Source organism: Vibrio sp. 10N.222.55.C6, from assembly GCF_041473395.1.
Classification (GTDB): domain Bacteria; phylum Pseudomonadota; class Gammaproteobacteria; order Enterobacterales; family Vibrionaceae; genus Vibrio; species Vibrio crassostreae_C.
This window is the reverse complement of sequence record NZ_JBFRSD010000090.1, coordinates 1-430: the sequence shown is the minus strand read 5'-3', so window position 1 is coordinate 430 and position 430 is coordinate 1. Positions and strand designations below refer to the sequence as shown.

Genomic DNA, 430 nt, shown 5'->3' with positions numbered 1-430 from the left:
TGTCAGATATATTGGTCAACGGCCCTAAAAGTGTTTACGTGGAGCGAAGAGGTAAACTTGAAAAAACGCCCTATACTTTTCTTGATGATCGCCATTTAAGAAACATTATTGACCGTATCGTCAGTCAGGTTGGTCGCCGCATAGATGAAGCGTCACCTATGGTAGATGCCCGTTTAGTTGATGGTTCACGTGTTAATGCGATTATCCCACCTCTCGCACTTGATGGTCCTTCCGTTTCTATCCGTCGTTTTGCTGTAGACCGTTTGACTATGGATAACTTGATTGACTATAACTCAGTGTCTCCTCAGATGGCTAAGTTTGTCGAAGCTGCGGTTAAAGGTGAATTAAATATCTTAATCTCTGGAGGGACTGGCTCTGGTAAAACGACAACACTTAACATCTTTTCTGGCTTTATTCCTAGAGATCAACG

General features: G+C 42.8%; 1 protein-coding gene. It reads left to right on the top strand.

Annotated features, from left to right (window positions below; translation table 11 throughout):
• On the top strand, positions 1-430 hold a 430-nt coding region (locus tag AB4486_RS22680), incomplete at both ends, for an ATPase, T2SS/T4P/T4SS family (RefSeq protein WP_372118726.1).